Genomic DNA, 16,940 nt, shown 5'->3' on the forward strand with positions numbered 1-16,940 from the left:
TCCGGATATCATCATGCTGACGGCGCATGAGGCCGATGCCGGCCGCGAGACGATCATGAAGGACGAGGTGCTGTCGCAGACGGCGGCGGCGCAGGCTGGTCGCGTCTACAAGACGCCGAACGGCGGTTATGTCTGGGACAGCGCCAGCCATGAAAGCCCCTTCACCTGGATGTGGCTCGCCAATCTCGCCCATCCAGACCTCTTCCATTTCGACCTGCGCGCCGAGGTGAAGAGCGGCTTCGAGCGGCTCTATAACTATACGCCCACCGATGAAGAGATCGATGCCGTCCTGAAGCTCGAACTCAACAAGGATGCCGCCAACTACGAGCAGTTTGCCCGCAAATGACGTCCGCCCTGACCGAGGCCCGGCTTTCGAACGGGCACGCGGCTGGCGCCGCCCTTCACTGGCTGTCGCTCGTGCTTGTCCTTGCGGTGGCGGCTTTCGTCTCCGCCGCCGCCGGGCGGTTCCACATACCGTTTGCCGACGTATGGCAGATACTCGGCCGCTGGCTTTCCGGCATGGCCGCACCGGAAACGATGGAAGAGCGCATACTCATCAATGTGCGCCTGCCGCGGATTCTGCTCGCAGCGATCGTCGGAGCGGGACTTGCGCTCTGCGGGGCGGCCCTGCAGGCGCTCTTCCGCAATCCGCTCGTCTCGCCCCGTGTGCTGGGCCTTTCCTCCGGCGCAGCGCTGGGTGGCACGCTGACCCTGCTCGTCGGAGGCAGCGCCGCGATGCTGTTTGCAGCCACCTTTGCCTCGGCGCTTACGGCGCTGGTCCTGGTGGCCGCGATTTCGCATGTCGCAGGGCGTTCGATCCTTTCCATCGTCCTGGCCGGTATCGTCATAGACGCATTGTTTTCCGCCATGATCTCGCTCACGCAATATGTCGCCGATCCGGAGACCTCGCTTCCCGCCATCGTCTTCTGGCTGATGGGCAGCTTTTCCTCGTCGAGCTGGCAGAAAGTCGTCGAGCACGGCCCGGTCATCCTCGTCGCCATCGCGCTTCTCTATCGCCTGCGTTTCCGCATCGCGGTGCTCTCGATGGGGGAAGAGGAGGCGCGGTCCTTCGGCGTCAATGTCGGCTTCTCGCGCTGGCTGGTCTTTACGGTCATCTCGGTGATCATCGGCGGCTGCGTCGCGGTTTCCGGCGTCATCGGTTGGGTCGGCCTCGTCATTCCCCATGCCGCGCGCCTGCTCGTTGGCGAAAGCCACCGTCGCTTCCACGGCACGGCGGCGCTGCTCGGTGCCAGTTTCATGGTGACGGTCGATACCCTCGCCCGCACCGTGACGAGCGCGGAACTGCCGCTCGGCATCCTGACGGCGGTCATCGGCGCGCCCGTCTTCATCTATCTCCTATGCACGCGCCAGACGCGGGGAGGCCCGGCCCGATGATCGCGCTCGAGAATGCCGGCCTTCGAAGGGGCGAGCGCTGGATCTTCCGCCATGTCAGCTTCACGCTGGCGGAGGGTGAGGTGCTGGCGATCCTCGGCTGCAACGGGCGGGGCAAGACGACGCTGCTGCGCACCTTGCTCGGTTCGCTGACATTGACCGAGGGTGAGCGCACAATGCCGGCGGTCGTCGGCTATGTGCCGCAGTTGCAAAATGGCGGCGAGCAGCACCGTTGCCTCGATATCGTGACCATGGGACGGGCCGGGCGGCTCAGGCTTTTCGGCCTGCCGGGCAAGCAGGACGAGGCGGCGGCGCTCTCCGCGCTCGCGGCCGTGGGCGCCGAGCGCTTCGCCGAACGGCCCTTCGGCCAGCTTTCCGGCGGCGAGCGGCAGGTCGTGCTGCTTGCCCGGGCGCTGGCGACGGAAGCGAAAGTGCTGGTGCTCGACGAGCCGGCCGCCTCGCTCGACCTTGCCAATCAGGACCTTCTGCTCGGCGTCCTCATGCGCCTGCGGCAGGCGCGCGGCCATACGATCGTCTTTACGACCCACCATCCGCAGCACGGCCTGTTCCTCGCGGACCGGGCGCTGATGATGCATGCCGGAGACGAGGTCCGTTATGGCCAAGCCTCCGCGATGATGACGGACGGGGAACTCGCCCGTCTCTATGGCGTGCCGTTTGCCCGCCATACCCCCGGCCCCGGCCGGCCCGATGTCGTTTCCCCGATCTTCGGGGCGGCGGCCCTTCCATGATAACCGCAAGACAGGAGCCAATCTTGGACACGATCACCTATCTCGAAAACGGCGAAACCTTCACCGTCAGCTTTGCCGAACTCCTGAACTATCACGGCACCACCTTTCCGGGCGGCGTGGCGCATGGCCTGAAGGTGATGCAACGCGCCTTTCCGCTGCTCGACGAGGGCCGGCCGATCGAGCGCCGCGAGGTGCGCATCGATACGGCGTTTCCCGGCCCCGGCGGCCGCGACGCCATCGAATTCGTCACGCGCGCGCTGACCGATGGCCGCTACCATGTCGACCGGTCGCTGGGCTGGGAGGGCATCGAGGAAAGCCCGAAGGGGAAGTATTATTTCCGCTTCAGCTATCGTGGCACCGTGGTCGAGGTGACGATCCGGCCCGGCCATGTGCGCGGCGAGTTCATCGAGCTTGCCCGCAAGGAAGGTCGCTCAGCCGAGGAAGAAACCCGCCTTGCCGCGCTGAAGCGCGAAATGCGCGACCGTCTCGTGCCGCTTGCGCCCGAGGATGTCTATGACGCCAAGGTCAGCCGTGCCTGAGCACTGTTCCACCGAGGGCGGGCGGCGTGAATGGATGGGTGTGCTTGCCCGCGCGCCCATCGATCTCCTGAGATCGGCCTTCGACGGCAGCCGGCAGCGCCACTTGGCGCGCCGGCTTGTCGGACCCGAGGTCGGCCTTCTCCAGTTGCGTGCGAAAGCACCCGTAACGGGAACGCCCTTCCATCTCGGCGAGGCGACCATGACGCGCTGTGTCGTGGAGATCGATGGTCGGCGCGGTTATGCCGTGGTGCTTGGCCGCGATCCGGAGCGGGCGGAGCTTGCCGCCTTCTTCGACGCGCTGCTGCAAGATCCGCAGTCCCGCGCCTTGCTCGCATCGGAACTGCTGCAGCCGGCCGAAGACGCCATCATGGCGCGGCGATGCCGCAAGGCCGAGGAGGCGCAGAAGACGACGGCGCATTTCTTCACCGCGGCGAGACAAGGAAGTGCACCGTGAAAATCGAGATAGACCAGCGAGGCGCGGACCGCATCCACGAGGACCAGCGCGCATTCCGCCGGCTTCTGGAAGCCTTTTCCTACCCCGGCAAAGTCGTCGTCCTTGCTGAAGGCCAGGCGGCGCACGCGGTCGTCCTGTCAACGCTGGCCGACACCACGACACCGCTCTGGATCGACGAAAGCTTCGCGGATATCCGGGATCGCGCCGTCGCGGCACGGTGGCCGATGGCGGATCGAGCCTCCTGCACCTTTGCGCTCTGTCGTGGCGAGATGCTGGATCGGATCGATGTCTTTCCGAAGGGGACCCCGGCCGACCCGCATCTTTCCGCCACCGTCATTGCGGAGGTCACGGGCCTTTCGGGTGGCGCGGCGCTCAACCTTTCGGGGCCGGGAATCGGACCCGGGGCCCGCACCTTCGCCCCCCTTGGCCTGCCGGCGACGTTTCTCGCGCAATGGACGTGCAACAACGCTGCCTATCCGCTCGGCGTCGACCTCATTCTGACGGCGGGAGATTGGTGCGCCTGCCTTCCCCGTAGCGTGAGGCTGGAGATATCCGATGTACGTTCCCGTTAAGGGCGGCGAGGCCGCTATCGCTGCAAGCCTTGATGCGCTGGCGCGCAGGCGTCGGGGTGATCCCTCCGTGCCGGAACTCACGGTCGCCCAGATAGGTGAGCAGATGCGGGGTGCAGTCGACAGGGTGATGACCGAAGGCGCGCTCTATGATCGGGATCTTGCTGCCCTGGCGCTGAAACAGGCACAGGGCGACGTGGCGGAGGCGACGTTTCTGCTGCGCGCCCATCGTGCGACCTTACGGCGCATGGGCCATAGCGCGCCCATCGATTTTTCGACCATCCGCCACGACCGGCATATCTCCGCCACAGTGAAGGAATTGCCGTGCGGCCAGATCCTGGGTGCAACCTACGACTACACCCACCGACTGCTCGATTTCTCGCTCATGGAGGAGGCGGCCTCTTTGCCTCTTCCCGAGGAGGTTGCGAGCACTCCATGCGCGCCTCCCTCATCCCGCTGCCGCGATCGCCTTCCCGGGGAGAGTCAGGAGCGGGAGGAGGCGCCGGTCGACATCACGCGGGTGCCGCTGCGTCCTCCCTACGGTGCATCCGAAACGCTCGGCCATCTGGTGCGAGGCGAGGAAGGCTTCCTGACGGGCATTGCCTATACGCGCCTTCGCACCGCCGGCGCGTCCCATCCCTATGTCGAGGAGCTTTCCGCGGGGGAAGTCGAGGTTTTCGTCGAGCTGGAGGATATCGGCCTCACCGTCTCTGTCGGCGATATCGAGGTGACGGCCTGCCGCATGGTGGCCCCGGTACTCGACGGGCGGCAATCGCATCTGTCCCCGGGTTTCGGCGTTGCCTTCGGCGCCAACGAGCGCAAGGCCGTGGCGATGGCGACAGTCGATCAGGCGCTGAAATCCGGGCTCGACCCGGACCTGGTGCTGACGCATGGCGACGGGGTCGAGGCGAGCGGCTACGTCTCGCATCTCAAGCTGCCGCACTACTCCGATTTCCAGGCCGATCTTGAAACGATCCGGAGGCTTGCCTGCGATGACTGAGACCTTCGCCTATCTCGATGAAGACAGCAAACGCTCCGTTCGCCGTACCATTCTGAAGGCACTGGCCGTTCCCGGTTACCAGGTGCCCTTCATCGCGCCGGAAATGCCGATCGCCTATGGTTGGGGTGTTGGCGGCATGGTCGTGACCGCAAGCCTCATCGGTGCAGACGACCGTCTGAAAGTGACCGACCACGGCTCCGACGAGACCGTGAATGCCGTCAGTATCCGCGCCTTCTTCACGCGCACCGCCTTCGTTGCCACCACGACCCTGACCCGTGAGGCAACGCTGATCCAGGTCCGCCAGCGCGTGCCCGAGGCGATGCTCGCCGAGGGACAGGTCGTCGTCTACCAGGTGCCGCGGCCGGACCCGCTGCGCGCCTTCGTCAATTCAGCCGGCGAGGCGGCCCGCATGCACGCGGCATCTGACTATGGTCGGGTCTATACGCGGCTCTTCGAGGAAAGGACGGGAAGCGGCAGCGTCGCCCAGCCCGGCTATGACTATCCCGTCATGGTGGAAGGTCGTTATCTGATGTCACCTTCTCCTATCCCCAAGCGCGACAATGTCCGCCTCGACAATTCACCGGCCATCCAGATCTTCGGCGCGGCGCGCGAACGCCGGCTCTATGCGCTGCCACCCTATACGCGCGTGGAAAGCATCGCCTTCGAGGACGTTCCCTTTGACCCCAGTCATCCCTCGGACGGACGGCAATGCGTGATATGCGGGTGCGCCACGAGCCATCTCGACCACCTTCTCCTCAACGACGACGGAACGAGCGAATGGGTCTGCTCCGACACGGAATGCTGTGCCGAGCGTGCGGAGGAAGCCGCCAGTGCCTGATCTGCCGCAGCCCCTCCTGACGCTTGACCACATCTCCTTCGGCGGGCGCATCGTGCGAGGTGCTTCGCTTTCGCTCTATCCAGGCGAGGTTCTTTGTCTCGTTGGAAAGTCCGGCGCGGGAAAGTCGACGCTGCTGCGCACGGCGGCCGGATGCCTGCCTCCGACGAAGGGTCGGGTCCTGCTCTCCGTCGATGGGGAGACGCCGCTGTCTCTCTATGATCTGCCGGAGCAGGCCCTCGTCTCGCTCCGCCGCCGGCGGCTCGGCTTCGTCGCTCAGGATGCCCGCGAGACGCTCGACCTGGCCGCGAGCGCCGCCGCCAACATCGCTCAAACGCTCTTCGACAATGGCGAACGCCACTTCGGCCGAGCCTTGGAGGCAGCACGGCACTGGTTTGCGGCACTGGACCTTGATGAAGCGCGGATGCGTGACCTGCCGGGTGTGTTTTCAGGCGGCATGCAACAGCGGCTGCAAATCGCTCGCGCGCTCGTGCACGAGCCGGACATCTTGTTCCTGGACGAACCGACGACGGGCCTCGACACGTCCGCCCAGGCGCGGCTCCTGAGGCTCTTGTCCGAACTCCAGCGCCGGACGGGCGTGGCGATGCTCCTCGTGACCCACGACTTGCGCATAGCACGACTCCTCGCGCACCGCGTCATCGTTCTGCACGAGGGGCGGATCGTCGAGGAAGCGCCGCCGGACCGATTGGTTACCGATCCCTCCCATCCAGCAAGTCGCGATCTCGTCGCGTCGATGATTTGAGTGTTCGAATGACGATCCTGTGTGTCGAAGGCCTTGCGAAACGTTATGGCGACCGGACAATCGGCCCGGCGACCTTCACGCTGACGGCAGGCGAGGTGGGACTGGTCGTCGGCGGCTCAGGCTCGGGAAAATCGACACTGCTGGACCTTATCTACGGTACGCGCGTGGCGAGCGCGGGCACGGCGATCCTGGATACCGGCGGGTGGCGGCGCGATCTTCTCACCCTTTCCGTGGTGGAACTGGTCTCGATCCGGCGTTCGACCATTGGCTATTGCACGCAGTTTCTGACAGCTATTCCGGGCAAGTCCGGACGCGACCTTGCCCGAGAGACGGCCGCGCCCGGCACTTGCCTCACCGAAATAGAAGGGCTCTTTGAGCAGTTGGCGCTACCGCCACATATCTGGGATCTGCCTGCCGTGACCTGGTCCGGTGGAGAGAAGCAACGTCTCAACATCGCGCTCGCCGCCTTGCGGCGACCGCGGATACTTCTACTCGATGAGCCCTTCGCCTCGCTCGATCGACCGCTGCACCCCATCATTTGGTCCTTCCTGTCGGACTTGGCGAGAGCGGGCACCGCGTTGCTCATCGGCGTGCACCAAACCGAGGACGGCATCCCAACGGCAAGGACAGCGATCTCACTGGCTCCAACAAAAGCCGAACTACCTCCTAAACACAAGCCGTTCCACCGTGCTTTCACTTCGGATACCCAGGATGCTACGTAATGCGTATTTTACTATCAAAAAGAACGGGTTGACCGAGCTGGCGCGAAACGCGCATGCGAAATCTCAAAGGCCCTCCTTCGGCGCGGGCACAGTAATGTTGCACTTCTGATCCTTGGCCGTCTGCCTGGCCTTCTCCAAGCACGCGGAAATCTCCCCGCCGCTGGCCTCATAGAACCCGGCCCCCCATTGCATCTTTTTGACGCCGATAGGATCCACAGAGTTGATCATGGCATATGCCGCGTTGATGCGGTCGTTACCCATGACAAGGCTTGCAACATGGCTGTCTGCCGAGAAGGGCAAAAAGCGCGGCAAGAACGCCAGCAGGAACGCCCCGGCTATGATGCCGATCCCGCCCGCCATCCACATGCGGAAATCCTGATCCTTCCGATGAAAGGCGCTCTTGTTATGGGAGGCAAGCACGCTGCTGATGCGCTCGAGGTCGGACGCCTGGCGCTCAAGCTGCTGCACGGCGGTCCTCACCAGGCCCTCGCCGCTGCGCTCGAGCACGGCCGCATAGTGCTGCGCGCCCTGCCGGAGAATGGGCGACTGCTCGACGCCATGCACCCGCTCTCCAACGTGGGCGAGCTGCTGCACGATCTGCGCCAATTCCGGCTTGTAGTCCTGCGCCGGCCCCTGCCGGTCAAATTCCTCAAAGGCCGCTTCGACGCCCTTGCGGATAGTGGTCATTTCCCGATTGAGGTCGGCGGCGAGATTTTCGACCGTTTCCCGTAGCGCGTCGAAGGCGGCGGCCGGGTCGCCGGCATCCTGCGGCCCAAATTCGTCCCTGTCGTCGTCCATTTCCGTCATGCTCTCTCCTGCCTACATTTCCATGCCAATGCCCCGGCTGAGGCGCTGGCCGCGTGACATTTCATCCTGAAGGGCGCGGGAAATGCTCTGCTCGTGGCGCAGCTCATGTCTGATACCAAGCTCCTTGCTGCGACCGCGTACGATGGATTCCGCCTGCGGATCGCGCTCAAGGCTCTTGGCAAGCCCGCTCATCTGGCTTTCGACCTTGCCGCGCGCCTCGTCGTGCTGCCAACCGCGAAGTTCCTGACGCTGGCCCTGTAGCTCCTGCCAGCGGTTCACGAACCGCTCGGCCCTGACATTCGGGTCTTGCAGGGCGGCATTTTCGCGCTTCATGCCTTCAATGACCTGGCCGACACGCTCCCGGCCGGAAAGCTCGGTCATGGCGCGCGCCGTCGCCGGATCGTTTTGCAAGGTCGAGCGCATCAAATCGTTCATGCCGTCCTGCACCTGGTCGAGTTGCTGCCCGGCCACTCGGATTTCCTGCCGCTGCATGTCGAGGACCGGCAGACCCTCGCGCCGGTGCTGGTCGATCGACTGATAGGCGCGCGCATAACGGTCAACGGCCGCCTCAAGCGGCGACTGCCGCCGCGCCCGCTCGGCCAGCCGGTCTTGCGCCGGCGCCGGCCGCAAGCTCCCCTCTCTTTCCGGCCGCTGCTCCACCCGCGAAGGCTCGCTGCGCTCCTGGAAGGGTTGAGGACGCGCATTGAGCTTGAGGCCGGCGAACATGCCGCGCCGTTGTTTCTCGGCCTTCTCCGGCCGCGTCTGCTCGATCTGAGGGCCGTTTTCGACGGCTTGGGTCCGCTCGGGCCGCTCGGCCGCGCCCCGGCGCTGCTGCTGGCGGTCGGCGGCGAGATCCTCGCGAGGATCTGCACGAAGATCCTGCGCGAGATCCACACCGACTTTTTGCGAGGATCTCGGCGCGCGGTCCTCGATGCGCTCCCGCTCGGCAGGGTGCCGCTCGGCCGTCGACTCCCGCTCCGGACGTAGCCCGGCGCGCTCGGCCGGAATCTCGATCTCGCTGCGGACGCCCATTTGCTCCGCGATCCCGCGCCGCTCGGCAAAGTCGCGGGTATAGTCGAGCGTGGTTTCCTTCACGCCCGAACGGGACAGGCGGCGTTCAAGCTGGTCATAGGCGAGCTCGCCGGCGTCCTGAACCTTCCACGTATTGCGATGCGTCTGCGTGCCATCGGGCAAGGTGACGGGGGTGGAACCCATGTGCTGAAGGCCGATCTTCTCCCCGATCTCCGGCGCTGCCTCCTTCATGGCCCGCTCAAGATCGACGCCCCATAGGGTGCGCTGCTCGCCCTTGTCGTTTTCCAGCGTCACAAAATAGCTGTCCCGGTTGCCGGGCTGGTGTTCGTAGGGGGCAACACCATGCTCGACCAGCCGGCCGGCATTGGTGAACTCGTCCTGGGCGGCGTAGAGCTGCACGCCGTCGCGATGCCGGGTCATGGCGACATAGGTTAGATGCCGGTCCATCGTCCCCGACGCCATCACATAGGACCGATCGACCGTCGCCCCCTGGTTCTTGTGAATCGTCGTCGCATAGCCGTGGTCGATCGCCTGATAGTCGCCCATCGGCACGCTGACGCTATCGCCGCCCCGGCCGTCGAGCTGCGCGACGATCCGGCCGGCCTCGACATGCTCGACGGTGCCAAGCATCCCGTTTTTCACGCCAAGGTCGCGATTGTTCTCCAAGAACACGATACGGTCGCCGGGGGCGAACTCCCGCTTGCCGTCATTGGTCTGGAAGGTCAGCGCACCGTTTTCCTCGCCCTGCGCCAGCTCGCCGCGTTCCTGTAGCTCGGCCCTGATCCCGTCATTGATGGCGCGAACATCGGCCCGGCGGTGCGCCATCGCTACGCGGGTTCCCTCCGGCCGCTCGTCACGATCGGCAAGGTAATCGCGCACGATCTGGCCGCGTGCGTCCTCGCCGGTTTCCGCAAAGCTGATATTGCCGTGATCCCGATAGGCCGCCAGCCCCTCGGCCGTCCGGTGCGTGGCGAAGTCAACCGACGCCTCCCGCTGCCAGTCCACGCGCTGCCGGCGTATCTCGGACAGCTCGGCATGGCCGATTTCCTCCGTGATCGCCCGGAACGGCGCACCGGCCCCGATCGCCTGCAACTGCTCATGGTCGCCTACAAGGACGATCTTCGCCCCGCGCGCCTCGGCCTCGCCAACGAAGCGGGCGAGCTGCCGGCTCCCGACCATGCCCGCCTCGTCGATCACGAACACGTCGCCGCGGCCGAGTGTGCCGCGGTCGTTCTCCCAACCGCGGGACCACGACGCCAGCGTGCGGCTCTGGATGCCGGAACTTTCCTCCAGGCCCTCGGCCGCCTTGCCCGACAGGGCCGCGCCGTGGACCGTATAGCCCTCGGCCTCCCACGCCTCGCGCGCGGCCGCGAGCATGGTGGACTTGCCAGCGCCGGCATAACCGACAACGGCCGCGATCCGCTCCGGCCCGGTGATATGCTCGATCGCCCGGCGCTGCTCGTCGGACAGCCGGGCCGAAGCATCGCCGGCGCTGCGCTGAATGGCGGCGTCCTGCCGCTCTATGGCGCGCTCGACATGCCGGCGATCGACGCCATGAGATTGCGCCTGGTGCATCCGCTGTGCGCTCTCGATCATACCGGATTCGATCTCGACCATTTCGCGGGTTGAGAACCGCGCCAGCTCGATCTCGCCTGTAGCCTGGTCGATCCGCTCGGGCTGAAGCTCGACCAGGCCGGGCGAGGCCATCACCTTCGCAAAGGCGCTCTGGAACTCCTGCACATCGTCATTGATGTAGCGATGCAGGGTCCGGGCAATGTCGCGCCGGTCGAACACGCTCTTTTCGCCGGTGATGAGGCTAAGAACCTGCTCCGGCTTCTCGCGGATAAGATCGGCGTTGCGCTGTGCCGCTTCCTCGTCCAGCCGCGTGCGCCCCACGTCGAGGCCGCGCCGTTCCATCTGCGACGCATGGACGCCCATATGCTCGGTGGGCGAAATCTCTAGCCCGCGTTCCATGTGCGAACGATGGTCGATCCGAATATCAAGCCCGGCCATCGCAAGCCGCTCGTTGGCGATCCCCTCCCACGTCTGCCTTATGTCGCGAAGCTGCATGTCGGTCGTCGCAAGCCCATTCGACAACAGCCATTTGTTTTCGCGCTCAAGATATGTCTTGTCGCCTAGCCCGTCCTCCGTCACCTGCCGCGTGGTCATGAGAATGTGGGCATGATGATTGCGAACGTCGCTCGCATCGTGCGGCGCGTGAATGGCGAAATCGACCGCCGCGCCGTAGCGGTTCGCCAAATCCTGCGCCATCTCCCGCGTTGCCTCTAGGCGCTGCTCGGCCGAAAGCTCATGCGGCAAGGCAACCTCGAACTCGCGGGCAACACGGGCGTCCTTCCGCTTCTCGGCAAACTCGGCGGCGTTCCACAAGTCCGACCGATCCCGCGCCCAATCGGCATTGACGCCTTCCGGTAAGACGATCTCGGCGTGTTCCACGCCCTGCTTGGCCGTGTAGTCGTGCGTGATCCCGTCGCGCTCGTTGGTCAGTTTCTCCCCGGCACGATAAGCCATCGAAGCGACGGCGCTACGGCCACTCGCCCGCGAAACTGGCTTCATGCTCAAATGGTAGATCGCCAACCCGTTGCCTCGATCCCGTTTCCGCCTTTCCCGCCAGCCGCCAAGCTGGCGGCGCGCTGAGTTGCGTAGCAACTCGTAAGTGCGCCCTTCTCAACTCGATCGCTGCGCTCTTTCGTCGCTCGGTGTCGCGCTGCGGCAAGGTCGATGCAATGAAGCTGAGGGCCGGATTGTGCTGCAAAACCGGGGAAATTTCAAGGCGAATAGCAGCAACGTTTGATGATCGGCCGTGTATCCGATACATTGCCAAAAAAGGATTCTGACGATGCCCGATGAAAGCAAATATATCCTCTCCGCTGCTGCCGCTCTCGGTGGCGATCTGAAAAAGAAGAAGGCCGGAGCGTTCGGCGTCTCCTATGACAGTACGGCAATCAACCTGCTGAAAGGACTAAACTCGCACCGCAAACCTTGGGACGATCTGATGTATGATCCGAACGACGCGAAGGAAGTTTCCGCAATTCGTGCGAGGATCAAAACCTATGTGGCGGCGAATCCGAATGAGAAACTGCCGCCTGCAATCGCGGCATTCATGGAAAGGGAATAACGACGATGGCGCGCAAGACGATCGAACAAAGACTGGCCGAACTCGATGCGCAACGCGCCTCGCTCAAGGCCCGGCTGTCAAAGCAGGAGCGCGCCAACGATACACGCCGCAAGGTGCTGCTCGGGGCGCTCGTCCTGCACCGGCTCGAAAACTCCAACGATCCAGATTTCACCAATCGCCTGACGGCCTGGTTGCGCAAGGAGCTACCCGGTTTCCTCACGCGCGACGGCGACAAGGAACTCTTTGCCGATCTGCTCGGCAAACCTGAAACCGTTCAACCGGCAGGAAACAATGGGGAGGCTGCTTCATGAAGCAGGCACGACTTGCATGGGCCGCGTTCAAGAACATGCTGCGCGCGGCCGCTCGTGATCCGTTATGGGCATTTATAGCCCTGATCGGATTACCTTTCCGAATCTGGAAACCGCTCCTCGGTCTTCTGTTCCTCCTCATCCTTGTGACATTCACCATCGGTATGGGCGGCCGGTTCTTCCTCGAAAAGCAAGGCTTCGGCCCCGGCTCGATTCTTTTCGTCGTGCTCGATCTCGTCACGCTGCTGGTGCTGGCCGCGATCACTTTCCGGTTCGCCACCAACCCGCTGATTTTGCATTTTGGGGACATGGAAGGTGAAACCCACGGCTCGGCTCGCTTCGCCACGAATAAGGAAACGGCGGTCCTAACCCGTGCCGATTCCGGCTTGCTGATCGGCCGCGATCCGAAATCAAGAAAGCTGCTGCGCTATGACGGCCCGGCCCATATGCTGACGATGGCACCGACCCGCACCGGCAAGGGTGTGGGGACCATCATCCCGAACCTGCTCACCGCCGACCGCTCCGTGATCTGCATCGACCCCAAGGGCGAAAATGCCAAGATCGCCGGCCGCGCCCGACAGAAGTTCGGCCCGGTCCATGTCCTCGACCCCTTCGGCGTCACCGGCCAGCCCTCGGCCGCCTTCAATCCTCTTGACCAGCTCGACCCCGCCGGCCTTGATGTCGCGGAAGATGCAAGCACCCTTGCCGACGCTCTCGTGTTCGATGAACCGGGCATGGCCGGCGAGGCGCATTGGAACGAGGAAGCCAAGGCGCTCATTGCTGGCCTGATCCTCCATATTGCCGCCAGCGAGCCGCGCGACAGGCGAAACCTCGCTACCCTGCGCGAAGCTCTCACCCTCGCCCCTGAAGCCTTCGCGGCGCTCCTGAAGGACATGCAGGCGTCAACGGCCGCCGGCGGCCTGATCGGCCCCTGAACATTAAAGGGGCACAGATATACGGTACGGTGATATGGACGGCGTTTGCCGTTACTGTGCGAAGGTTGGCCTTCGTGAAAAGGCACACAAGTTATCAACATCAACAGGCCGGCGACAGAGGCGTCTGTCGCCGGCGGATTTGCAGGACTGAGCTCCGTCACGGATGAGGCCTGGTTTTCATCGACAGTGCATGTTGGTCAGGGACGTGCGGGACATGCATCGTCAAACTGCAGTTGCTGCGGCGGCAACACAGCGCCGCGCGTGGCATCCACGAACGCCCCCCAAAGCAAGAATAAGAGGGCGCCGTTCGTATATCATGCGTGGGGCTCCTCCCATGTCAGGCAGCAACATCTTATTGGGAGAACTCCTTTGCGTGAAGCTTGACGAACTGGTGCATACTCGTCGGCTCTCTCCCAACGAGCTCCGCGAAATCATCGGTCAGTCGATTGTATCGACCCTGCTGATGAAGTTTGGCCATCGTGGCCAGATGGCTGATGACATGGGCCGGCACTCCCCGTTCGCGCAATTTGTCGGCCCAGGCCGCGATCGGCACGTCCCGATACCGGATGGTCCGCCCAAGCGCGTCGGAGAAGTTTTTCGCGTAGTGGTTCAGATCAGCGGTGACCTGACCTGTCAGATTGTAGATGCGACCGATGTACGGGGTCGGTTCGGCCAGTATCGTTGAGACGGCGTCGGCTATGTCGATGGAGGAGATTGGTGAGGTGATGCTGTTGCCAAGCGGCAGGATCAGCTCGTCATTCTCCCGAACCCCGGCGGCGGCGAAGAAAAGGAAAAACCCTTCCATGAAGACCGTTGGCCGTACAGTGACCACCGGCAGGCCCGACCATTCGAGCGCCTGCTCGGCCAGCCAGTGCTGCTTTTGCTGCGGGCTATCGGTCGTTTCGGTGATGCTCATTTGCGAGACCGTCATCTGCGACATGTTCACAAATACCTCAACCCCATGATGGCGAGCGATAGCCGCGGTGTTGACGGTTGCTTCGAGATAGGATGGCGACACGGACATGCCGAAATAGATTCGTGAAACACCTTCCATGGCGCGATGCATCGAGGGGAGGTCCGTCAGGTCGGCGACGACGACTTCAGCGCCGAGATCGCGCAACGCTGCCGAGCGGTCATCCTCCCGCCGCACCAGGGCGCGGACGTAAAATCCTCTGGCCAGGAGGTTGGTCGTTACATTGCGGCCGATTGCCCCAACGGCGCCCGCGGCGCCTGTCACAAGGATAGGGCGGTCATCTTTCTTGTCCATTCATTCCTCACTGTGTCTGTCGGGATCGGAGTGCGAGGCTCGATTCCGTCTGTTGCCGGCCGATTGCCGTTTTATCCCCCCGTAACATTTTTCATGACGGCACGCTGCATCGAACGCGGTGTCAGGCGATTTGAAAATATGATGATCTTGTTCATCAGCCCGGCAACGACCGAGGCCTTGCCTTGTGACAGCGCTCGGAGACCGCTTTTGGCGACAGGACGGGGCTTCATCGTCAAAATACGCAGCATGAGCGAGACAGGGGCGCTAGCGGCCGAATCGAATCCGGTTTCGGTGTGGCCCGGGCAAAGGCAGGTGACAGTCACGCCGCGAGGGCGCAGCTCGTCGTGCAAAGCTTCTCCAAACGACAGCACGTAAGACTTCGTCGCGGCATAAGCGGCAAACCCGGGAACCGGCTGGAATGACAGAATGCTCGCTATGAGGAGTATCTGTCCCGACCCGCGGGTTGCCATATCCTGCCCGAAGATAAAGCTCAGCTCCGTCACCGCCGTAATATTGAGCTGTATCATATCGGTGGTACGCTCCAGCGGGGTATCCAGAAAATCGCCGTGCAACCCGTAGCCGGCATTGTTCACCAGAATATCGATCTGCAGCGACTTGTCGTCCAGACTGCTCTTCAAGCGAGTGGCAGCGCCAGGGACCGCAAGATCGATGGGTTCGACAACGATCTCAACACCATATTTCTGGCGAAGTTCTGTGGCGAGTTTCTCCATCGGCTCCCTGCGGCGGGCGGCGAGCACGAGATTGACCTTTTGCGCTGCCAGGAGTTCGGCATATTCGAGACCCATGCCGCTGGAGGCGCCGGTGATCAGGGCCCGCTTCGTTGCGGCACCATTGGATTTTCCGACGAGGGATGTTTGCGTTTCCGCGTTAGCAACGTTTTGCATTTTGTTTCCTTTCAATGAGATGGATATTTTTGCGGAGCTGACACGACGTCTTGCTTGTTAGCCCCTGAGGATTTTTAATTTTCACCGAAGCATGAGTTTCAGGATGCGCTCGACCAGCTTTCCGTATGGGGGGCGGAACAGTTTGATGGTGTTCCACCGTCCCTGCTCATAGATGCCTTTGGCATGGCTCAGTCGCCTGAAGCCCTCGACGCCGTGATAGGCGCCTATTCCGCTTGCGCCCACGCCGCCGAAAGGCAGGTCATCCTGGGCGACATGCATGATCGTTCCGTTGATCGTGACATTTCCCGATGTCGTGCGGTCGAGCACCTTTCGCCGTTCCGCAGAGTCTCCACCGAAATAATAGAGTGCGAGCGGCCGGGGACGGGCGTTCACATAAGCGATCGCTTCACTGATGTCTCGATAGGGAAAGACAGGCAGAATCGGACCGAATATCTCCTGGTGGGCGATTTTCATCTCATCGGTGACGCCCAGCACTACCGTCGGCGCGAGCGTATGCGGACGGCGGGCGGCGTCGCCAGGCCGGTGCCCGACCTCGATAATCTGTGCGCCGTGGGCACGGGCATCCTCGATCAGGTCGATCAGCGTCCCATACTGACGGTCGTTGACGATGGAAGTGTAGTCCTCGCTGGTCGGACCGTCTGGATAGGCCGCCTTTGCCAGCCTGTCGAAACTCGCGACAAATGTGTCGACCTCGGATTCGTGCACCAAGGCATAGTCGGGGGCGATGCAGGTCTGCCCACCGCTAAGAAGCTTCCCCCAGACAATGTCGGACACAAAGCGATCCTGTACGCCGCCCTTGGCGACGATCGCCGGGGACTTTCCGCCAAGCTCCAGGGTGACCGGCACGAGATTGTCGCTCGCCGCCTTCATCACCGCGCGCCCCACTGCTGTGCTACCGGTGAAGACAAGGTGATCGAACGGTAGGGTTGAGAAGGCCGCACCGTCACCCTCGACGAGCGCAACCTGTTCTTCCGTGAAGATTTCACCGAGCATCGAGGCGATGAGGGAATTTGTTGCCGGCGTCACATTAGACGGCTTGAGCATGACGCGGTTTCCCGCGGCGATCGCGGTCACCATCGGCATCAGAGACAGCTGAATTGGATAGTTCCATGGTGAGATGACCCCAACCACACCGAGCGGCTGATACTCGATCCAGGCCCGGCCGAATTGCATCATGAGCGAGACATGACGGCGCTCGGGCCGCATGAAGCGACGCAGGTTCTTGCTGAGGTAGTCGATGCCAGCAACCACGCCGAAGACCTCCATGATCGCTGTCTCGTACCGGGCACGATGCCCAAAGTCCGAAGAGACGGCCGCCTCAAGGGCCGCGCGGCGACCGATCAGCGCCTGCTTCAGTTTAGCGAGATTGGCGCGACGTTCGGCAAGCGATGGCGCGCCGTCGCGGAGAAAGGCGGCTCGCTGGGCAGCGAGGATACCGCCCATGTGGTTGGCGTCGGTGAATTCTTCTATAGCGTTCATGGCACACTCCGATGTAGACAAAAGCAA

16 protein-coding genes and 2 pseudogenes are annotated in these 16,940 nt (G+C 63.3%); 13 read left to right on the forward strand and 5 right to left on the reverse strand.

Annotated elements, in window-relative coordinates; translation table 11 throughout:
- The 10 genes and pseudogenes from I3J13_RS24940 to I3J13_RS24985 all read left to right on the forward strand — a co-directional run.
- A pseudogene (locus I3J13_RS24940) lies at positions 1–346 on the forward strand (ABC transporter substrate-binding protein); the annotation flags it as partial.
- The gene (locus tag I3J13_RS24945) at positions 343–1,395 is read left to right on the forward strand and encodes a FecCD family ABC transporter permease (protein WP_024899708.1); all 1,053 of its coding nucleotides are present in this window, start codon (positions 343–345) and stop codon (positions 1,393–1,395) included. The pseudogene I3J13_RS24940 and the gene I3J13_RS24945, both read left to right, overlap by 4 nt.
- Positions 1,392–2,141, forward strand: a complete 750-nt coding sequence (locus I3J13_RS24950; RefSeq protein WP_024899709.1) for an ABC transporter ATP-binding protein — start codon at positions 1,392–1,394, stop codon at positions 2,139–2,141. Before I3J13_RS24945 ends, I3J13_RS24950 begins: the two co-directional genes overlap by 4 nt.
- 23 nt (positions 2,142–2,164) lie before the next feature.
- A complete protein-coding gene (locus I3J13_RS24955) occupies positions 2,165–2,680 on the forward strand; it encodes a hypothetical protein (protein ID WP_336509906.1) in 516 nt (171 codons plus the stop codon).
- Entirely contained in the window at positions 2,655–3,134 is a 480-nt protein-coding gene (gene phnG / locus I3J13_RS24960; RefSeq protein WP_023513261.1) for a phosphonate C-P lyase system protein PhnG, read from the forward strand. The genes I3J13_RS24955 and phnG overlap by 26 nt, the downstream gene beginning before the upstream one ends.
- Positions 3,131–3,706: a phosphonate C-P lyase system protein PhnH gene (phnH, locus tag I3J13_RS24965; RefSeq protein WP_024899712.1), complete on the forward strand. Its 576-nt coding sequence runs from the start codon at positions 3,131–3,133 to the stop codon at positions 3,704–3,706. The genes phnG and phnH overlap by 4 nt, the downstream gene beginning before the upstream one ends.
- Entirely contained in the window at positions 3,690–4,703 is a 1,014-nt protein-coding gene (locus I3J13_RS24970; protein WP_036568186.1) for a carbon-phosphorus lyase complex subunit PhnI, read from the forward strand. The genes phnH and I3J13_RS24970 overlap by 17 nt, the downstream gene beginning before the upstream one ends.
- Entirely contained in the window at positions 4,696–5,541 is an 846-nt protein-coding gene (locus I3J13_RS24975; protein WP_024899713.1) for an alpha-D-ribose 1-methylphosphonate 5-phosphate C-P-lyase PhnJ, read from the forward strand. Before I3J13_RS24970 ends, I3J13_RS24975 begins: the two co-directional genes overlap by 8 nt.
- The gene (locus tag I3J13_RS24980) at positions 5,534–6,301 is read left to right on the forward strand and encodes an ATP-binding cassette domain-containing protein (protein WP_024899714.1); all 768 of its coding nucleotides are present in this window, start codon (positions 5,534–5,536) and stop codon (positions 6,299–6,301) included. The genes I3J13_RS24975 and I3J13_RS24980 overlap by 8 nt, the downstream gene beginning before the upstream one ends.
- Positions 6,302–6,309: 8 nt before the next feature.
- The gene (locus I3J13_RS24985; protein WP_196380605.1) at positions 6,310–7,023 is read left to right on the forward strand and encodes an ATP-binding cassette domain-containing protein; all 714 of its coding nucleotides are present in this window, start codon (positions 6,310–6,312) and stop codon (positions 7,021–7,023) included.
- 63 nt (positions 7,024–7,086) lie between these two features.
- Here I3J13_RS24985 and I3J13_RS24990 read toward each other — a convergent pair whose 3' ends face one another.
- Both I3J13_RS24990 and traA read right to left on the reverse strand, forming a co-directional pair.
- Positions 7,087–7,830, reverse strand: a complete 744-nt coding sequence (locus I3J13_RS24990; RefSeq protein WP_196380606.1) for a DUF6118 family protein — start codon at positions 7,828–7,830, stop codon at positions 7,087–7,089.
- A 12-nt stretch (positions 7,831–7,842) separates the two neighbouring features.
- On the reverse strand, positions 7,843–11,457 hold the full coding sequence (gene traA / locus I3J13_RS24995) for a Ti-type conjugative transfer relaxase TraA (protein ID WP_142914280.1): 3,615 nt from the start codon (positions 11,455–11,457) through the stop codon (positions 7,843–7,845).
- A gap of 262 nt (positions 11,458–11,719) precedes the next feature.
- On the opposite strand from traA, the gene I3J13_RS25000 reads away from it, so the two are divergent.
- The 3 genes and pseudogenes from I3J13_RS25000 to I3J13_RS25010 all read left to right on the forward strand — a co-directional run.
- Complete coding sequence (locus tag I3J13_RS25000) at positions 11,720–11,998, forward strand: hypothetical protein (RefSeq protein ID WP_142914279.1); 279 nt, start codon at positions 11,720–11,722, stop codon at positions 11,996–11,998.
- A 5-nt stretch (positions 11,999–12,003) separates the two neighbouring features.
- Complete coding sequence (locus I3J13_RS25005; RefSeq protein WP_142914278.1) at positions 12,004–12,309, forward strand: mobilization protein; 306 nt, start codon at positions 12,004–12,006, stop codon at positions 12,307–12,309.
- Positions 12,306–13,232 (forward strand): annotated as a pseudogene (locus I3J13_RS25010) (type IV secretory system conjugative DNA transfer family protein); the annotation flags it as partial. The gene I3J13_RS25005 and the pseudogene I3J13_RS25010, both read left to right, overlap by 4 nt.
- A 361-nt stretch (positions 13,233–13,593) precedes the next feature.
- Here I3J13_RS25010 and I3J13_RS25015 read toward each other — a convergent pair.
- The 3 genes from I3J13_RS25015 to I3J13_RS25025 all read right to left on the reverse strand — a co-directional run bounded on the left by I3J13_RS25015 (position 13,594) and on the right by I3J13_RS25025 (position 16,913).
- Positions 13,594–14,508: an NmrA family NAD(P)-binding protein gene (locus I3J13_RS25015; protein ID WP_018329049.1), complete on the reverse strand. Its 915-nt coding sequence runs from the start codon at positions 14,506–14,508 to the stop codon at positions 13,594–13,596.
- Positions 14,509–14,579: 71 nt separating this feature from the next.
- Positions 14,580–15,413, reverse strand: coding sequence for an SDR family NAD(P)-dependent oxidoreductase (locus I3J13_RS25020; protein WP_196380607.1), 834 nt, complete (start codon positions 15,411–15,413; stop codon positions 14,580–14,582).
- Positions 15,414–15,494: 81 nt separating this feature from the next.
- Positions 15,495–16,913, reverse strand: a complete 1,419-nt coding sequence (locus I3J13_RS25025; RefSeq protein ID WP_196380608.1) for a coniferyl aldehyde dehydrogenase — start codon at positions 16,911–16,913, stop codon at positions 15,495–15,497.
- Between the last annotated feature and the right edge of the window lie 27 nt (positions 16,914–16,940).

This window comes from Agrobacterium leguminum (genome assembly GCF_015704895.1).
Lineage (GTDB): Bacteria > Pseudomonadota > Alphaproteobacteria > Rhizobiales > Rhizobiaceae > Agrobacterium > Agrobacterium leguminum.

Excerpts from the sequence above, each read along its gene's own strand:
- I3J13_RS24945 (WP_024899708.1), top strand. The coding sequence starts at position 343 with ATGACGTCCGCCCTGACCGAGGCCCGGCTTTCGAACGGGCACGCGGCT.
- I3J13_RS24950 (WP_024899709.1), top strand. The coding sequence starts at position 1,392 with ATGATCGCGCTCGAGAATGCCGGCCTTCGAAGGGGCGAGCGCTGGATC.
- phnG (WP_023513261.1), top strand. The coding sequence starts at position 2,655 with ATGACGCCAAGGTCAGCCGTGCCTGAGCACTGTTCCACCGAGGGCGGG.
- I3J13_RS24970 (WP_036568186.1), top strand. The coding sequence starts at position 3,690 with ATGTACGTTCCCGTTAAGGGCGGCGAGGCCGCTATCGCTGCAAGCCTT.
- I3J13_RS24975 (WP_024899713.1), top strand. The coding sequence starts at position 4,696 with ATGACTGAGACCTTCGCCTATCTCGATGAAGACAGCAAACGCTCCGTT.
- I3J13_RS24985 (WP_196380605.1), top strand. The coding sequence starts at position 6,310 with ATGACGATCCTGTGTGTCGAAGGCCTTGCGAAACGTTATGGCGACCGG.
- I3J13_RS24990 (WP_196380606.1), bottom strand. The coding sequence starts at position 7,830 with ATGACGGAAATGGACGACGACAGGGACGAATTTGGGCCGCAGGATGCC.
- I3J13_RS25000 (WP_142914279.1), top strand. The coding sequence starts at position 11,720 with ATGCCCGATGAAAGCAAATATATCCTCTCCGCTGCTGCCGCTCTCGGT.
- I3J13_RS25005 (WP_142914278.1), top strand. The coding sequence starts at position 12,004 with ATGGCGCGCAAGACGATCGAACAAAGACTGGCCGAACTCGATGCGCAA.
- I3J13_RS25015 (WP_018329049.1), bottom strand. The coding sequence starts at position 14,508 with ATGGACAAGAAAGATGACCGCCCTATCCTTGTGACAGGCGCCGCGGGC.
- I3J13_RS25020 (WP_196380607.1), bottom strand. The coding sequence starts at position 15,413 with ATGCAAAACGTTGCTAACGCGGAAACGCAAACATCCCTCGTCGGAAAA.
- I3J13_RS25025 (WP_196380608.1), bottom strand. The coding sequence starts at position 16,913 with ATGAACGCTATAGAAGAATTCACCGACGCCAACCACATGGGCGGTATC.